At 61.7% G+C, this 17,466-nt stretch carries 13 protein-coding genes; 3 read left to right on the top strand and 10 right to left on the bottom strand.

Annotated features, from left to right (window positions below; all coding sequences use genetic code 11):
* Positions 1–3 precede the first annotated feature (3 nt).
* On the top strand, positions 4–660 hold the full coding sequence (locus N2245_RS11250; protein ID WP_494536832.1) for a response regulator: 657 nt from the start codon (positions 4–6) through the stop codon (positions 658–660).
* 15 nt (positions 661–675) lie between these two features.
* Here the strand turns inward: N2245_RS11250 and N2245_RS11245 are convergent, their stop codons facing one another.
* The 8 genes from N2245_RS11245 to N2245_RS11210 form a co-directional block, all read right to left on the bottom strand.
* Positions 676–1,596: a universal stress protein gene (locus tag N2245_RS11245; protein WP_494536831.1), complete on the bottom strand. Its 921-nt coding sequence runs from the start codon at positions 1,594–1,596 to the stop codon at positions 676–678.
* A 34-nt stretch (positions 1,597–1,630) separates the two neighbouring features.
* Positions 1,631–2,755, bottom strand: coding sequence for a universal stress protein (locus N2245_RS11240; protein WP_494536830.1), 1,125 nt, complete (start codon positions 2,753–2,755; stop codon positions 1,631–1,633).
* A gap of 63 nt (positions 2,756–2,818) precedes the next feature.
* Positions 2,819–5,266: a phosphoketolase family protein gene (locus N2245_RS11235; protein ID WP_494536829.1), complete on the bottom strand. Its 2,448-nt coding sequence runs from the start codon at positions 5,264–5,266 to the stop codon at positions 2,819–2,821.
* Positions 5,267–5,272: 6 nt separating this feature from the next.
* Positions 5,273–6,388, bottom strand: a complete 1,116-nt coding sequence (locus N2245_RS11230) for an acetate/propionate family kinase (protein ID WP_494536828.1) — start codon at positions 6,386–6,388, stop codon at positions 5,273–5,275.
* A gap of 236 nt (positions 6,389–6,624) precedes the next feature.
* Positions 6,625–9,363 carry a cation-translocating P-type ATPase gene (locus N2245_RS11225; RefSeq protein WP_494536827.1) on the bottom strand — a complete coding sequence of 913 codons (2,739 nt, stop codon included), beginning with the start codon at positions 9,361–9,363 and terminating at the stop codon, positions 6,625–6,627.
* On the bottom strand, positions 9,350–11,299 hold the full coding sequence (locus tag N2245_RS11220; protein ID WP_494536826.1) for a DUF5671 domain-containing protein: 1,950 nt from the start codon (positions 11,297–11,299) through the stop codon (positions 9,350–9,352). Before N2245_RS11220 ends, N2245_RS11225 begins: the two co-directional genes overlap by 14 nt.
* A gap of 37 nt (positions 11,300–11,336) precedes the next feature.
* A complete protein-coding gene (locus N2245_RS11215) occupies positions 11,337–11,831 on the bottom strand; it encodes a hypothetical protein (protein ID WP_494536825.1) in 495 nt (164 codons plus the stop codon).
* Between the two features lie 411 nt (positions 11,832–12,242).
* Complete coding sequence (locus N2245_RS11210) at positions 12,243–12,407, bottom strand: hypothetical protein (protein WP_494536824.1); 165 nt, start codon at positions 12,405–12,407, stop codon at positions 12,243–12,245.
* A 27-nt stretch (positions 12,408–12,434) separates the two neighbouring features.
* Here N2245_RS11210 and N2245_RS11205 point away from each other — a divergent pair, with 27 nt between their 5' ends.
* The gene (locus N2245_RS11205; RefSeq protein WP_494536823.1) at positions 12,435–13,034 is read left to right on the top strand and encodes a universal stress protein; all 600 of its coding nucleotides are present in this window, start codon (positions 12,435–12,437) and stop codon (positions 13,032–13,034) included.
* Between the two features lie 88 nt (positions 13,035–13,122).
* On the opposite strand, the gene N2245_RS11200 is transcribed toward N2245_RS11205, so the two are convergent.
* The gene (locus N2245_RS11200) at positions 13,123–14,529 is read right to left on the bottom strand and encodes an MFS transporter (protein ID WP_494536822.1); all 1,407 of its coding nucleotides are present in this window, start codon (positions 14,527–14,529) and stop codon (positions 13,123–13,125) included.
* Between the two features lie 95 nt (positions 14,530–14,624).
* On the opposite strand from N2245_RS11200, the gene N2245_RS11195 reads away from it, so the two are divergent.
* Entirely contained in the window at positions 14,625–15,860 is a 1,236-nt protein-coding gene (locus N2245_RS11195) for a helix-turn-helix domain-containing protein (RefSeq protein WP_494536821.1), read from the top strand.
* 8 nt (positions 15,861–15,868) lie between these two features.
* On the opposite strand, the gene N2245_RS11190 is transcribed toward N2245_RS11195, so the two are convergent.
* Entirely contained in the window at positions 15,869–17,449 is a 1,581-nt protein-coding gene (locus N2245_RS11190; protein WP_494536820.1) for a hypothetical protein, read from the bottom strand.
* Positions 17,450–17,466: the final 17 nt, after the last annotated feature.

Below are 17,466 nucleotides of genomic sequence, written 5' to 3'. Positions count from 1 at the left end.
GGTATGCGGGTGTTGATAGCTGATGATCACGCCCTGTTTCGCGACAGTCTGCGCACCTTGCTGGAGGCGCGGGGCGTGGAGGTGGTGGGAGAGGCAGAGACCGGTAAGGAGGCCGTAGAGCTGGCGCGCGAGCTCCGACCTGACGTGGTGCTGATGGATCTCAAGATGCCTGAGATGGACGGCCTGGCAGCCACTCGGATGATCAGCGCCGAGATGCCCGAGGTGAAGGTAGTGGTCCTGACGGCATCTGAGGATGACGAGGACCTCTTCGAGGCGGTCAAGTCGGGCGCACTGGGTTACATGTTCAAAGATGTGCGCTCGGACCAGTTCTTCGAGCTGCTGGAGGCCGCTTCCAGAGGGGAGCCAGCCTTCACTCCGGGACTGGCTCGGAAGCTCCTGCGCGAGATGAGCAAGCCGGCTGGGCGCGCGGAGCGAGAGCCAGAAATACTCACCGAGAGGGAGCAGGAGATCCTCGAGCTGCTTGTGCAGGGCGTGACCTCTAACAAGGAGCTCGCGGAGAGGCTGATACTCTCCGAGAACACCGTTAAGTACCACCTGCGCAACATCCTGGACAAGCTGCATCTCCAGAACCGCACGCAGGTCGTGGCCTACGCCCTCCAGCACGGTCTGGTGCGCCGTCGCCCCGACGGTCGGGAATGAAGCGCGGTCTTGCCTTCAATCGCGCTGCAGGCGCTGTGGGCGCGTGAGCACTATGGGGATCTGGCTCCGCAAGAGCATAGCGTGCGCGACGCTGCCGAGTACCAAGCGGCTGGCGCCCGTTCGCCCGTGGGTTGCCATGACTACTAGTGCTGCCTTGCACTCAGAGGCCACGGCCTCGATTACGCCAACTGGACCTCCCACCTTCACATAGATCTCAGTCTCTCGCCCTTCCGAGGCTAGTCTCTGAGCTATCTCCACCAGATACGCCTCGGCTTCTTGCTCTCTGGTTTCTAACTCCTCCGCCAGGTAGGAGGCTACCATCCACTCCTGCGCGAGCGTGGCGGACGGGGGGTACACCGCACGTACGAGCGCTAGCTCACCGCCCAGTGTATCTGCCAATCGCCTGGCCATCGGTAAGGCTTCCTCTGCAAAGGCCGACCCGTCCAACGGCACCAAGATACGCGGTGCATGCGCTAAGGCTTCCCATTGTGGCTGCATCTGCCACGCTCTGACCATCAGGATGGGCACGGTCGATCGGGTCAAGACTCCTTCAGCGACGCTGCCGTACAGCCACCTGCCTATACCGGTTCTCCCGTGCGTGGTCATCACGATCAGATCGGCCTGCCTCAACCTGGCCTCTTCGGCTATCCACCGCACAGCGTCGCCTAGCGGCACGGATGTTTCCACCTGGATCTCCCCACTGGCCAGCCGACTGGCAACCTCTGCCAGGTACTCATTGGCCTCGTGCACCTCTCTTAGATGTGCCTCGATCGGGTCGGGCACCCCACGGGGCTCAGGCACGGCGCGCAGCAAGATCACACCGGCACCGCTCCGACGCGCCAACATTTCGGCGTACGGCAGCGCCTGCTCAGCGGCTAGAGAACCGTCCAGCGGCACGAGCAGCTTCCTGATGGGATCTGTGTTTATGCTCTCCATGATTACCTCCTATCTCTTGATCTTTGGCTGGAACCTAATGGGACTTAGCTTGCCCCTGCGCTCGAGATATCTGGTCCAGCAGGCGGGCTATGCGTGCCCTTGCCGACTGGTCATCGGCTGGCAGCGTACGTGCATACGCTGCCAGCGCCGACTCGATCAGCGAGGCGTCCTCGACACCTAGCTGCAGGCTCAGCTGAGGCACGTCGGCCGGGACGTGATCCTCACCCTCACGCGACGAGGCCGCCATGGCCGTGCGTGGGGGTACCATCACCAACGGCGTTGTGCCGACGTGCAGCACCTCCTCGGCCGTGCTACCTAGCAACAAGCGCTTGATCCCAGTGAACCCGTGGGTGCTCATTACCATGAGCCCTATATCTCGCTTTCGGGCAGCGTCCACTAGCGTCTTGCCTACCGTCTCGCCTACCTCGGACACGCACACCTCCACCATCACGCTCCTGCCGCGCTCCGCTATCTTCCTGGCGAGCCCCTCCAGGTAGCTCTGGGCCTCAGCCGCACCCGTCTGGATCTCCGATTCCAGCAGCGGCCAGACAGCCCTATCGGGACCGAATACCAGATCGGGAGCCGGCACAGCCCGCACGAGCGCTAGCTCGCCATGCAGAGCATCTGCGAGCCTCTCAGCAACTGGCAGGGCCAGTTCAGCGAACGGGGAGCCGTCCAGCGGCACCATGATGCGGGGGTGATCGGCGATACGGTCGGCAACGGTGGGGTCCTGCCAGGCCCTGGCCAGCAACACCGGCACCTCCGCCAGACGCAGCACGCCCTCAGCGACGCTGCCGTACAGCCATCTGCCCACACCCGTCCGCCCATGCGTGGTCATCACGATCAGGTCGGCCTCGCGTCGTTGTGCCTCCAGCGAGATCGCCTCGGCCGCGCCGCCCTCGAGGATATCGAGCTGGGTGACTATCCCGGTCCGTCCGAGTTTCTCGGCGATCCGCTGCAGGTAAGCTTGAGCGTCCGACCTGGCGTCGCCCTGTGCTGGGTCCTCCCAGACCACCCGGACTAACAGGACGTGTGCTCCCGTAGCTTGGGCCAGGACGCGAGCGTAGGGCAGCGCTCGCTCGCCGACTTCCGAGCCATCGAGAGGTACCAGTAGGCTCTTGATCTTCCCTTCCGCTTGCGCATGCTTTCGTGAGTCCATCGCTCGCTCCTTTCTCGATATATCCTTATATCCAAAAGCCGCTGTAGAGCTACCACCCCGCCCTCAGCGCTCTCCCGTGAGCACTCTTGGGTCCCCCTGCCCGCGCACGGCAGCAAGCTCCTCTGGGTCCAGCAGATCCTCGGGTGCGATCTCGAGCCCCTCGGCGATCGCGACCAGGGCATGGGCCCAGGTACAGCGGTTGGCAAACAGCATCCCATCGATGCTGAACGTCCCGCCTCGGTTGATATAACCCAGAGCACGCGTGCGTCCATAGCCCGTGTCTAGGGGGCGCACTGTCCCAAGAAAAGGCTCCGGCCTCGTGTGTACTAGGAAGATCCGGGTCGAGGCTTTGGGAGGGAAGAGCGTCGCCGCGGTCTCTGGGGACGCTACGTGGGTCGCCTCGATGCTATCCCTTGGAGTCCGGAACCTCCCAGGCTCAAGGACGTACACGACCGAGTGAGGGATAGCCCTGGCCTCGAGCCTTCTCGAGGCCAGCAGGGCTTGCTCCAGCTGGTAGGCCCCTACTGCCCCCAGCAGCACATCCTCGTCGCCTTTACCCCGGAGGCGCCAAGCCCCATGCTCGATCAGTGCAGCGGCCTCATCTGGCTCAAACCAGACGGGTACGGGGTTCTTGGGCACGACGACGGCCCAGACCTGCCCGCGGGTCCCGTACGCTGCTCGCAGGGTCGCGCTTGCCGTGTTCCAATCGGCTGGGAACACTACTCGGGAGACGTCGGACATCTCCCCCATTAGAGCCTCGGCCAGCGTGGGGTCCTGGTGGGACTGCTCGTTCTTGGCGTTCTCCCAGGTATGGGACGTCAGCACCACAGGCACAGAGAGCCAGCCAGGATCGTAGCCGGCTTCCCTCTGGTGACGGGCGAAGATCAGTTCTTGGCGGATGGCGCCCAACATCTTGACAGCGAATGCCTCGTAGGTCACCACCAGGTTGATGCCGCCTTTGTTGGCGAGCGCCGCGGACACCACGGCCTCCTCGTTGAGCGCGGTAATCACCTTGCCGTCCACAGCCTCGGGCACGTGGGGCTCTGGGTCGGTCACCCGGTGCTTGAGCATCTCCAGGGTAGCGTGCATACGGTTGCTGCGCATCTCATCTGGGTTGCCTACCCTCGGGCGCAGCTCCGGATTGGCTCGAAGGACCTGACAGAAGTAGGCGTCGATGCCGGCCATAGGGGTGACACGTGCCTGGAGCGAGGGATTCCGCCACTCTGGCTCCGGGAGATCAGGGGGGAGCACTTGGCGGTTGGCCAGGGGGTTGTCGCGCTCTCGGGGCCTATGTGTGGCTTCGTGGTTGTTCAGGATCCCTACAGCCCGCCTTATCTCAGGCAGGGGCACCCACAGCCGACGGGCGCCAGCGTTGAACTCCGAGCGTGCCTCGAAATCGAATGCCGGGACGGCCCCGAGAGGCAGATTGTGCGCGAGGTTAGTGCCTTCCCCTGGGAAGCCATATCCCTTGATGGTCTCGGCTATGGCGTAGGGCAGCGGGACGGGGTAGCGTATCTTACCCTCTTGGATCGCACCAGCGAGGGCCGTGAGCCTCTCCTCCATCTCCAGGATGGCCCAGGCGAACGCCGCAGGGTCTCGGCCGTCTATGTCTAATGGGTCGAAGCCGTTGAGGCGCAAGTGTTCTCGGAACCACTCGACACCTCCCTGCTGGGCCATGGTCGTGCGTTGGTCGATCCTGCGGCCGTTGGCTATCATGATGGGACACACCAGTCCACAGTCCTCGGCCCGCCACCAGCGCGGTGCCCAGTCGCTGCCGCGCTGCTCCTCGAAGGAACCATCGGAGAGGAATGCCACCAAGCGTTCGCCCGGCAGGGGCATATGCACGTACTGGAGCTCGGCGAACCCTAGGTAGCCACCCTCCATGAGGCCCCCAGCTGTGTGCGCGTTCACGTGGCTACCGCGCGGCGACTCCGGCCGACCATCCGGTGTGATGATGTAGGAGTAGAAGTCACGCACGAAGCGGGTCAAGCCCTCGTCCGAGAGGTCGTATCGCTCGGCATGGGCGCGGGACATGTTGCCCACGAGCAGGTTCACCGAGTCGATGGCGGCCACGCAGTGTCCCTGCCCCATCAGCCAGGCGCGAGTCACCCTGGAGATGGCGTTGGCTGCCAGGTAGCCCACGTAAGCCGGCACCATGTTGAGCGATCCCCCCGTGTGTCCCTCGGGGTTGGGCTTGAAGTCGGCCGCGTGCAGGTCCCGGCCATCGGTGTACACGTTGCGCGCGTAGGTCGAATGGACCACGAGCCACATGCCTGCGCTCGTGATCCTGTCCGCTGCTGCCAGTATCCGGTAGACCTCTTCGGGCGCCGCCACCACCCCGCGGGCGTGCAGCAGCTGTGCCATCTCCCACACTCGGACCTGCGTAAGATCTGTGTGCTCTATCACTCCGTAGCCGGCAGCCCAACCCGCGAAATCCGGGCTCATCTTCCGGTACAGAGCCGCCATCTCCTGAATCCTGATGGCTTCTGGGGCGTATCCTCGCTGCGTCATCTACATCTAACCTCCCTCGTCAGCGATCTTTGAGACCACCCTAATGGCCTCCTCTGCTAGCACCGCGGTCTCGTCTACGGGGATGACCCACACGTCCAAGCTGTCCGCTAGGCTGATGCGGTGTTCGCCAGAGATGGCCGCCGCGTTGGCCTCGGGATCCAGTGCTATCCCGCACCACTCCATATCACGCAGGATCGCCTGGCGCACCTGTGGGGCGTGCTCCCCCACGCCACCACCGAACAGGATGCCGTCTGCACCCTCCAACACCGCCATGTAGGCTCCAACGTACTTGCGGGCCCGGTAGCAGTAGAGATCCACCGCTAGCCTGGCGTCGGGGCTGTCGGACCTCAAGAGCGCGCGCATGTCCCCGCTGAGGCCGGACAGCCCGAGTAGTCCGGAGTGTTTGTTAAGTAGCTCATCGAGCTCATTGGCCCCCCACCCGAGCACCCTTTGGAGATACACTATCGCTCCAGGATCGACGTCGCCGGGACGGGTGGCCATGACGAGCCCCTCCAACGGGGAGAACCCCATAGAGGTATCTAGAGGTTGTCCGCGAGCTATGGCCGTCGCTGAACAGCCTGCGCCGAGCTGAAGGGAGATGACCCTACCCCCTTCCTCTAGATCCGGGCGCAGCTGACGCCACCGCCGCCACATCGCCTGATGGGCAATCCCGTGAAAACCGTACCGCCGGATCCCAAACTCCCTGCAGGTCTCTAGGGGCAGCGCGTAAGCCTTGGCCACTTCCGGCAGATGGCAGTAGAAGGCGGTGTCGAATACAGCCACCTGAGGGACCTCGTCCCCCAACACCTGGCGGCACCCCCTGATCCACTGCAAGGCCGGAGGGTTGTGCAGAGGGGCAAGCGGCGCCAGACGCTCGATCTCCCCCTCAACGTCTGCGTCGATCAGGCAGGAGGACGTCAGGTGCTCACCACCGTGCACCACTCTGTGCCCGACAGCATCCACCTCAACAGGAACCTGCATCAAAAACGACTCAAGCCAAGCAACGTCGATCTGCGTGCCCTCGTACTTTACCTCGGCAAGTCGCCTGATCACCTCTCCATCGCCATAGCACATTCCTAGGCGCAGAGACGAGCTGCCCGCATTCACGGTCAACACGCGCATGCGGTCACCTCCCGCGTTGGGCGGGGCTCGAATGGGCCGTCCCTCATTGAGATGTATCCTCCAGAGATGACCACGGTAGCTTCATCGTGCATGCTCTGATTGCCTTGCATCGTTGGTATCATAGTAGCCCATGAAGGTGCTTGCTGACACATCCTCTCGGATAGTCATGATGATCTATAGGGGTGGTGTTCCAGCCACCCATCGGGGCGGGAGGCAGGTCGTGGGCTATCATATTTTTAGTTGGCCCTGGCATGCCTGATCACCTTCTCGATCTCGAGGGCCACGAGGATGACCGAGCTAGCTGCCACGCTCAAGACCAGATCCATCGTCGACATCCTTACCGTACCAAGCACCGACCGCAGGGGGCGGGCGTAGACCGCTACTATCTGCAGGAGCACGGTCAGGGCCACCGCCCCCAGTAGGTAGGTATTGGACCTTAGACCTAGGGTGAGCAGCAGCTTGCGCTCGGAACGGGCTGCCAGAACGTGGGCCATCTGGGACAAAGTTAGGGTCATGAAGATCATGCTCTGCCACTGAGGAGCACCATTCTGCCAGTATATCGCGCCAAGGCCTAGAGAGATAATCCCCATCAAGAGGCTAGCCAAGATGATGCGGGGAGTGAGCCCTCCTCCGAGGATATGTTCGTCTGGGCTACGAGGTGGTCGCTCCATCACGTCAGGCTCGGCGGGTTCCAATCCGAGCGCGAGAGCGGGCAGGCCGTCGGTTACCAAGTTGATCCATAGGATCTGCAAGGGCAGCAGCGGCAGCGGCATGCCGATCAATGGCCCAAGGAGCATGACGAGCAACTCCGCCGCGTTGCTGGCCAGCAGGTAGCGCACGAACTTGCGTATGTTGTCGTAGATCGCTCGACCCTCCTCCACGGCTGCCACTATCGTGCTGAAGTTGTCGTCCAAGAGTACGATCTCCGCCGCCTCTTTGGCGACGTCCGTTCCCTTGAGCCCCATAGCCACGCCGACATCCGCGGCCTTGAGCGCTGGGGCGTCATTGACGCCGTCACCGGTCATCGCGACCACGTGCCCTCGCCGCTGGAGCGCTTGGATTATCTTCAGCTTGTGCAAGGGGGACACACGGGCATATACGGACACCTTCTCCACCACGCTCACGAGATGGTCAACATCCATAATATCCATCTCCTTCCCGGTCAGCACATGGGCGTCGGTGGCGATGTCCAGGTCCTGGGCGACGTGCAGAGCTGTGAGGGGATGATCCCCAGTGATCATGATAGGCCGTATCCCCGCACGCTTACATCGGGCAACGGCTGCGCGCGCCTCCGGACGAGGTGGATCCTTCATGCCGATCATGCCGACGAAGGTGAGCGCTTGTTCGATGGGGTCGTCCATCGAAGGTAGAGCCTCCAGCGGTCTATAGGCGATGCCGAGGACGCGCTCCCCGCCTCGAGCGATCGCATCGTGCGCCTCCATTAGCTCCCTGCGGCGGGAGTCATCCATCGGTATCGTCCGGCCATCGACCCAAAGGTAGCTGGATACCTGCAGGATGCTGTCTACGGCTCCTTTAGTGAATGCCAAGTAGGAACTACGGGATGAGGGCAGGTGCGTGACCCACCAAGGTGTTTGTGCCTTATCGGTCACGAGGTCGTGCCTCACCTGGTGCACGGTCGTCATCCGCTTGCGTTCCGAATCGAACGGCACCTCCGCAACCCGCAGCAGGTACTGCTCCACCTCGAACTTCCGCAGGCCCCGCTGGGCGGCAGCCGCCACGATCGCCGCCTCGGTGGGATCCCCTAGCACCTGAGGGTCAGCTTCTGCAGCCTCCTCAGGCGAAAGCCAGGCGTCACTGCATAGGGCGCCACCTAACAGGAGAAGGACCATCCCCGACCTATCTGCCTGGCTGCGGGCGGCATCGCCTGGGAAGTCAGGCGGGCTCATCCTCTTGCCCGGCACCTCCAGGGTCGTCACCCTCATCTTGTTCTCCGTGAGCGTGCCTGTTTTGTCCGTGCAGATCGTGGTGACCGCTCCGAGCGTCTCCACGGCCGTCAACACGCGGATCAGGGCTCGGCGCCTTAGCATTCTCTGAGCGCCCAGTGCCAGGGCGATCGTCACCACGGCAGGCAGCCCTTCTGGCACCGCGGCGACGGCAAGGCTCACTGCCGTCAAGAAGATCAGCTGCAAGTCCTCGCCGCGAAGTAGACCGAGCGCAAAGATGATCAGGGCGAGGGCTACGGCGACGCCTGCCAACAACCTGCCGAGGTGGTTAAGCCTCACCTGTAAGGGCGTGGGCTGCGCTCTCACCGAGCCCAGCAGCGCCGCTACAGTGCCGAGCTCGGTGTTCATCCCGGTCTCGGTGACCACAGCTGTGCCACGGCCGTAGGAGACGAAGGTGCCTGCGTACACCATATTGCGTCGGTCGCCAAGCGACAGGTCTCCGGTGAGCGTGGCCACTTGCTTTTCCACGGGCTCCGACTCACCGGTGAGCGCGGCCTCCTGCACGCGCAGATTGGAGCCCTCCAGCAGCCTGCCGTCCGCGGGGACGATGTTGCCCGCTTCCAGCAGCACTATGTCTCCGGGGACGAGCTGCCCAGCCGGCAACTCCAGTACTCGTCCCTCACGCCGTACCTTCACCACGGGCGCCGACAGCTGCCTGAGTGCAGACATAGCCCGCTCCGCTCTGTATTCCTGCCAGAAACCTAGGAAGGCATTGAGCAGGAGTATTACGGTGATTGCCGCGGCATCGACGAGGTCTCCCAGGACTAAAGATGCCACAGATGCCCCCGCCAGGACGAGGACCAGCGTGCTCCTCAACTGCGCGGCCAGAAGTTCGATCGGTCGCCTGGAGCTGCGATCAGGCAGCAGGTTAGGGCCGTACTTGTGTAGGCGCCTGGCTGCCTCGAGGTTGCTGAGCCCTTGATTCGAGTCAACCCTCAGCAGCTCAAGCACGCGGTCGATGTCGAGCTTATACCAATCGTACGACCCTTCAGCAGCACTACTTGCGCTCAATGCCGCGGCTCCTTCCTAATGGTGAGTTCTGGTGTCTCATGCTCGGGTGCGTAGAGGACCCTTCGGTACCGCGCACGAGGCGCTCCCGTACCAGCCTGGCTGCATCCCTGGCGAGCGCCTTCGGATTCGCTCGAACACCTACCAACTCGTAGCCCGCAACATCAGTTGGGATCAGTATCCGGCTGCCGGCGTACCCGGCAGCGGCCGCTGTCACTGCTGTCTCCAGCAACGCATCCAGCGGCAATATGAGGGCATCCGCCCCAGTAAGGGCCGACGATATAGCCTCGAGCTCTCTCGTCCCAGAGACCCTTACCTCGGCGGTTGGCAGCTCGTGCCGTAGACCGTCGACTATCGCCTGCTGCAGGGGTTGATTCGCCACGACGGCGATTATGGTGCCGCTGCCGGTATCCACTGTGATCCTACCTGCCCTGCGCACCAGCATGGCATGATGGGCCGCAACAGTGGCAGCAACGAGGAAGTACGCGAGCCAGCGACTGAGGTCAGTTGTCGGGTTGGGTGGTGCCCCCAGGATGAACTGCAGTACTACTCTCAGAAGCATGACTCCGGTGACGATCGTCGCGGAGATGCCGAACAGGAGCGCCCCGTACAGGTAAATGCGGCGGGTGAGTGTCCGCTCCTCCGCGGGCGATCTGCGGACTAAGCTCTCAATGGCTCGCGCGGTGACGGCGTAGATCGGCAGCGCCACAGATGATAGGGCCAGATACGTGCTGAGCGGCTCACGCCAGCCAGCACCGATCGCGTTCGAGGGCAGGAGCATCTGCAGCAGTGCGTACACCAGTCCCCCGAACCCAAAGAAGAGTGCGGAGAGTCCTACAGCTGCCGTCAGATACCAGATCACTCTCCTGGCCGTATCCTGTCGTGCCGGGATGTCCGCCAGCAAAGCCTCCTCAGTGAGCTGTCTCCGATGGTAGGCCCAGATCGGTAATGCCACCAGGATAGTTGCGATCGCAGGCGTATAGTCTTCCAGCACTGATATCCAGCCAGTACCACCGAACATGGCGAGCAGGATGGCGCGCAGGAGTGAGGCGGCTGCTCCCAGAGCAGCCGCCGCCGTTAGGGTGATCACGACCGCCTCGTACACCTGTCTCAAAGGCGACCATGCCTCGTCCTCGCGCAGCGGCCCAGATCGACGAACCAGCCGCCGCGCCCACAGGTGATGAGGCAGCCAGACCGCCAGTCCGGCCATGAGCCTTGCAACCATCCAGCCAAAAGGAGGTGCTTGGCCTATCGCTGGCACTAGCCAAACCCGCAGGAGCTGGCTGATAAGATTGGCCGCAGCCAAAGCCGCCGTCGCTAGACCAAATGCCTGGATGACCACTAAGTACCACCGTCGGAGCGTCGCTGGGGCATCAGCAACCTCTACCACGACCCTGTCGGCTGCCATGACTCGCCAGTGGTACGCCCATATAACGCCATAGATCAGGAGAGAGGCGATGGCCCGAGGAATCCATTCGGGCGTTAAAGCAAACTCGGGAGGTCTCAGGGTCCCTCCGATCAGATCCTGGATCGAGAACAGCAGCACGAGCATCGATACGGTCAGCACCGCATAACCGTATAATCTGCGCACCGGCGAGTATCGCTCCTCCGAACGATCTACACTCTTCTGAGCAAAGTACCAGTGGAAGCCCCATAGCGGGCCCCCTACTATGAGCAGCGCGACGGCCAGACTCAGCCGCTGTACTTCCTCTCTCGGGGTACCAACCGCGTTAGCCGATACCCGCTCGAGCAGCATGGAGAGTATATCCCGGGATCCAACCGCTGTCAGCTGCAGGCCAAGGAATGCTGTCGCATAGACGTATAGACGTCTTACGACGGCGATGCTCAGCCGCTCACGGGTGATAACCCAGATAAGCAGTACCGGCGCTAACATTACGAGGCCTGGCGCAAGAACTTCTATTACGTTTGGTCCAAACATGCTATAACTCCTCCTGCAGCAGCCTCCCTAGGTAGTATCATCTGGTCACCGGCAATTCCTTAGGTAGCAGTTGAAACGCCTCTCCCGTGATCTTCCATGTGCCGGCCTCGCGTTGCAAGTACACATCACGACGCTTAGTCCACTCCTCAGGCCCGAACGTCCCAATGGGACCGAATCGTGTTATGGCCACCTCTACCTTGTCGCTGTCGTCTTGCACCTTAGACATGCCTACCTGGATCCTACTGCCGCGGAGTTCTGAACCGAGCTGCTGCTCCAAATCGTCGGCAGAGATGCGCTGCCTGGCATCTTGGGATAGGTAGCTGTAGGCGCGGGTTGAGTTTCCGTTGTAGGCCGCCAGGTAGAACCGCTGTACCACTCCTTCTGGCGTAGTTGGTGGCGCTAGAGGAGGGGCTTGTCTAGGGATGATCGCGAGGGCGAGCAGGCCGAGTAGGATCAGGGTGCTCCCTCCCAGGATAAGAATCAGCAGACCAGCATCAGCCTGCCGCATGCGCGCCCTGAGTTTATCGGCCATCGCCACACCTCCGTCAAACCTCACTCCCATTATGCTCATGGATATGCTGGAGCACCCCACCCTAAGGGGTGATTGCTCCGTCACAACGGGTAGTATCCGTGTTATAATAATGGCTATCTTCCGAGCTACGACCCATGGTGGCATGGTGCAGAGGAGGATAGATATGCAGAGGCGCGAGCTACCTGCGGCAGCGCTAGCGGTGTTGTCCACCCTAGTGCTGCTCGTGCTCATCTACATAGGATCGCGCGGGCTGCGAGACTTCGACTCCGCGCTGATCGGGTACGCGGTGGCCACAGTGTTCGCCCTGGCGGCGATCGTCTACCGATACACGCTCTGGCTCACGCGACCTCCCACCTGGCGGTACTTCAAGGCGGGCTGGAAGACGTTCCTCTCCTGGCGGAACTTTCGCCGCTACACGATGTTGATCCCGATCGCCTGGTGGCGCGATATCTTCGGACAGACATTCATCCTTCGACGCAGCCGGCAGCGGTGGATCATGCACATGTCGATCTTCTGGGGGGTGGTGATCTCCTGCCTCATCACCTTCCCTCTCACCTTCGGTTGGATCAGGTTCACCTTCATGCCTCCTGACCACTATCAGCTGTGGTTCTTTGGCTTCCCGGTGTTCACCTTTCCCACGAGGGCGGGCACGGGCTTCGCACTGTTCCACGCGCTAGACTTCACTGCGTTGTTGCTGATCATAGGGGTGGGCATTGCCCTGTGGCGGCGCACTATCGACGTGGGGCTGAGGACCACTCAGCGCTTCGGGTTCGACCTGGTGCCGATCGTGCTGCTGTTCGCCATTGCCATAACGGGGCTGGCGCTGACGGCGTCCTCCTTGTGGTGGCACGGCAAGTTCTACTGGTTCATATCGCTGATCCACCAGGTGACGGTGGTGGCGTGGCTCCTGTCGATCCCATTCGGCAAGTTCTTCCACATCGTCCAGCGGCCGAGGAGTATCTCAGGATGGCTGAAGACCTGGGTGCGGAGATTGTGCGGGTTTGGGACCGGGATGTGGCTCGAGCGTTGGTGCGTGTGGCTCACGACAAGAACGTGGATAGTCTAGTGTTGGGACACTCCCGACACGGTTGGCTGCACAGGCTACTGTGTGGGTCCGTTACGGAGCGGTTGTTGCGCATTGCCCGGGACATCGACCTACACATAGTCGCCGACAGGCGTCTGGGCGGTAGCATGCTCACCTAGTTACCGCCCAGACGCCCAGACGATTTCTAGCAGAGACATTAGAGGATATACTAACTACCTGTCAGTAAGCCCGACGATGGTGCTGGCATCAGATGTGCCCGAGCGGTATAGAATCGACCTGGGCACCGCGACGGCTGAACAGCTCCGCGGCTATCTCCTGCTGCTTGGTCTCCGTCAGGTCGAACCACAGCACCGACAGCTGCAATAGGGTACAGATTGCCGGTACCAACCCTATCGCCACGAGTAGGCCCGCAAGCGTTCCGCTGCTCTGCTCCACATTGGGCACGTAGCCGATGATGGACAGGCTCGTGGCCGCGATCGCGCTGGCGAGCGCGTTGGCCAGCGTTTGGAAGAAGCCAGAGAAGGACCCTATAAAGGCCTGCATCTGCTTACCGGTCTGCCACTCCACGTAGTCCATCGCTGCCGGGAGCATCGTGCCTTGTGCGGGGATAGACAGTCCCTGGAAGAAGCTCCCGAGAGCGGACACCCCTACATAGATCCAGGCGCCAGTGGCCGAGGCCGGCATGAGCAGCACGGCGGCGTTGGTCAACGCGCCCACTACGGTGGCCACAAGCAGGTTGCCCCTGAGTCCTATCGCCGTGGTAACGCGCCGGCTGAGTGCTACACCGAGGAGCATCGGGAGGAAGCCTGCCAGCCCTGCTGTGGCCATGAGGTCGGTGTTGTGGAAGTAGTACCTGAACAGGTAGATCGTCAGCGCCGACCTGATGCCGCCCGATAGGTTGATGGCGAAGGTGAACAGGTACGGAATGAACACGTATTTGTTAGTGCACACTACTCTGACCATCTCGCGTACCGGCAGTTGCGTGCCCGCAGAGTTGATGTGCGAGTACCTCTCCTTTATGGTCACGGCTTGAAAGATAGCCACCACCACCCCCAGAAGGGCGGCAAACCCCATGATGATGGAGAAGCCTGTGGCTGGGGATCCTCCCAGCCTAGGATACAGCACCGGTACCGCTACCTGGGCGACTATCGAGCAGACTATTATCAGCACGAAGCCGATCTGTCCTAGCGTCAGCCTCTCCTGCAGGCTCTTGGTAGTAGTACTCATCAAGGCGCCGGCTGGGGCTTGCTCCATGGGCTTGAGCCCGCTGTACAGGAAGTAAGTCAGCGCCACGTAGGCCAGCAGCAACATCCCTCCTATGGGTGGGCGCGTGAAGCTCAGCCATCCGCACACCCCTATCAGCGCTCCGGTCAGTATATACCAGGGCTTGTACTTGCCCCACCGCGTGCGCGTGCGGTCGACGAATATCCCAAACGCTGGACCAAGGAAAGCGTCCACCACCCGTGCTACCAAGAATAGGGGGGCGATGAACTTGGCGCTCAGCTGCAGCACGTCGGTGTAGAAGAACATTAGGTAGAGCTGGATCATCTGGTTGTGGAAGCTGCCCGTGCCTCCATTGATCACCACTGCCACTCTCTCAGCTAGGCTCAGGCGGTCACCGGTCCTGGACGTGGTTTGCTCCGTGGTTGCCATTGTAATCCTCCTGCACTATAGCTACTCCTTTGGGCTCGAATATACCGGTCAGGGGACGGCCTTACTAGCAATATATTGGAAATAATAGTACAATATTGCTTAAGGTCATGACGGTCGAGCTGGATAGGATAGCTAGCTTCATAACTCGCCTGCTGGGAATGAACCTATGGGTCATCGATTCTCGGGGAAACGTGAGCCTCCGTCAGCTAGTCCTCTGGCCTCCTGAGCCTCTGTTCGACAACCTGCCCCAGCCACCAGCCGGCCTGGCACTTGAGGATCCAGCGGTTGCCCAGGCGGTCCTCGTGCACGTTAGCCCCCTCGATCTAAGGTATCTATCTGCGCCGATGCCTTCGGCTGAGCTGCTGGTGGTTGGACCCTACCTGCAGAATCCACCCCCCCAGCAGTGGGTGGATCGCATGCTCCGACGGCATGGTCTACCCCTGTCGCTGCGGCACGCGCTGCGGCAATATTATCTATCGCTGCCCGTGATGAGCTTGGGCAGGGAGAGGTTGGTGATGGACCTGCTAGCCCTGCTAGTGAGCGCCCAGGAGGTTGACCGCCCCGCTCTAGAGTATTCCCCGCGCATGACCACGCTGCTCCCGCGCCGCAATCTTGGGGCCCAGCTGCTTAGCCAAGAGGAGGCTGCCGAGAGAGTGGAGGCCAACTACCGACTTGAGGAGAAGATGCTGCGCGCCGTAGCGGAAGGCGACCTGGAGGGGCTCAAGCGCATCATTACCGAGCAACGGTCGGTGGATGTCCTGCCGCTCCTCTCGAGGGCCCCGGGCGATCCCTTGCGCGCGATGAAGAACGCCTGCCTGGTGTTGAACACACTGCTGAGGAGAGCGGCCGCTAGCGGTGGGGTGCATCCCGTGTACCTGGATAGTATCTCCGGGCGCTACTCGGTGCTGATCGAGAGGTGTACCACTTTAGCACAGCTTGGGGACCTGACTGAGGAGATGCAGCTAGAGTATTGCCGGCTAGTGTTGCAGATGTCCATCAAGGGCTACAGCGATCTGGTGAGGCGGGCGATCGAGTACCTGCGCGTGCACTTCGTACGCGACGTGCGCCTGGAGGAGGTGGCACGTGCACTGGGAGTGAGCCCTTTCACGCTATCTCGCAGGTTCAAGCGTGAGACGGGAAGGAGCTTGGTGGACTATATACACTACGTAAGGATCCAGCATGCACGCGAGCTGCTGCGGGATCCCACGCTCAGCATCACAGAGGTGGCACTGAGCGTGGGTTACAACGACCCCAACTACTTCTCCAGAGTGTTCAGAAAGCTCGTGGGGACCCCTCCCTCAGAGTACAGGAAGGGTTTGATTCCTAAGTGATGAGACCTCTACTCCTCCAGCGCCTCGATGTGTAGCGTCCTATCACCGTAAGTTGCATACCCATAGCTCTTGGGGAGGCCGTCGCTGCCTCTCTCGAACAGCAGCCTCACCGGCTCTTGGCTTAGCATAGGGGAGAATGTCGCGCGGAGCTGCATCTCTCCGGGGGTAGGCCCCCATAGCTGCAGCTCCGCTTGGTAGTAGCTCTCTTGGGTGAAGCCGTAGCTGCTGCGCTCGTAGCCGCTGTAGTAGTTGATCCCATCGGTGCTGAACGAGTGGTAACGTATCTCCGTGCGCCCTGAGTGACCGTGCACCTCCATGGCCACCTCTACGTACCCTGAGATACTCTCTATCCTGCCGCTCAGGCTATGTTGCCCCAGCTGCGAGAGCACCTCGAGGTCGTGGACGGCGTAGGGCAGGTCGATGGGTGTAGTCGTGGGGCGCACCGAGGGCCCTGGCTCGTAATCTAGCAGCCTAACCACCTGTAGCCGCATATGTGCGCCACGACTGCCCCTGCGCATCTCCGGCCACATGGCGCGCTTGCCGTCGGGGTGCCAAGACATGGGAGAGCAGTACACCCAGTCCTCATCGGTGGTGAGCTGCACCCCTAGGTAGTTCCTATCACGCATGGAGCGCTCTATTTCGACCAGCGCGGGCCCGATGTTGCCCCGCCTGTGGTTGCGCACTCCCGTCACGGCGTAGGTGTACAGATACCAGATCATGCCCGCTAGGGCTATGGTACCGTAAGGCCTGGGCACCAAACCGAAGATCGCTGGATCCGTGCGCGTTGAGAACCGCGTGCTCATTACCATACCGAGCCGCTCGTCCGGTGAGAAGATAGTCGTCTCGTTGTAGCCCGGCGTACACGTGACCTGTGTAAGGCTGCCAGATGGTAGGTCCAGCACCACTGAGTCGGGTGTGGCGTTGTCCAGTGCACCCACGAGCGATATGGCTTTACCTCCACGGACGAACTGCTTCACCTCACCGCCCCTCACCGGCTGCGACAGGAGATGACCGGGCCTAGAGGGGTCGGGCTGGAGGCCGGAGAGCGTGCTGATGATCCGCACGTCGTCAACTTCATAGGCGTCAGACTCACGCCTCAGCGTTCCCAGGGCTACTGCAGAGTAGCCCTGGGTCAGGATGGTCCAGCTGATGTGGCGGTTGTCTGGGGAGATGATCACTTCCGACCAACGGTGGGTGATGTTGGGATCCTTGTACAGCAGCGCTGGGTACCGGATCGGTACCAGCTCAGCCTGCCTACAGGTGTCGATGTCCGGGCTGCATTCCAGCACGTAGTCTCCGAGCAGCACCCGGTGGTTGTCCTCGAATGGTAGGTAGCGCACGCCGTTGGCCCGGGGTAGCTGTGGGATCTTGCCGGCGAAGATCGGCCTAAAGCCGTTCCCGTCGTCCTCCATCACCGCCAACCTATGGTGGTCTTCAGCCGTGTCCTCTGTGGTCCTGTAGGCTACTAGCACCTTCCCGGAGTAGGTATAAGTTCCGCTCTCCACGTGCACGTCACTGGGCAGCTGTAGGGTGTGTACATCCACATCGCCTATGCCCTCGATCAGATGGTTTGCAGCCTGCTTCGACATCTCGTCCTCCAGCACTC

This window comes from Thermobaculum sp. T2p, from assembly GCF_059335935.1.
Note: the sequence above shows the minus strand (reverse complement) of the source record. Positions and strands in the feature narration are given on the sequence as shown.